This is a genomic window from Pseudoalteromonas sp. S16_S37, assembly GCF_014694405.1.
In the GTDB taxonomy this organism is placed as follows: domain Bacteria; phylum Pseudomonadota; class Gammaproteobacteria; order Enterobacterales; family Alteromonadaceae; genus Pseudoalteromonas.
Genome location: NZ_JAAUWV010000228.1, coordinates 1 through 314 on the forward strand (window position 1 = coordinate 1; position 314 = coordinate 314).

Consider the following 314-nt stretch of genomic DNA (forward strand, 5'->3'; position numbering starts at 1 on the left):
CTGCGATAAAGACTTCATACCGCTCTGCCATATGACCGCGATAACCTCGGTCTACAAAACACGTAAACGGGCGCATGTTGGTGACGTCTTCGACTATTTTCAAGGTGCGATACAAGGTGTCACCATCATAAGGGTTGCCGTGCATGGCATGACAGCATAGGACAAATTGTTCCTTCACCGTCGTTGCTACGCTGACTTTTACCCCAAACTCGTACGGTTTTGCACTTTTACCTTTCGCGATGCATTCAACGTGCGGCTCATGCAGTGAGTACAGCTTCGATTTACTGAATTTATCTTGCTTGAGCAGTTTTTCA

At 46.8% G+C, this 314-nt stretch carries 1 pseudogene; it reads right to left on the minus strand.

The window, feature by feature from the left end:
- Positions 1-314, minus strand: a pseudogene (locus tag HC733_RS22745) (IS5/IS1182 family transposase); the annotation flags it as partial.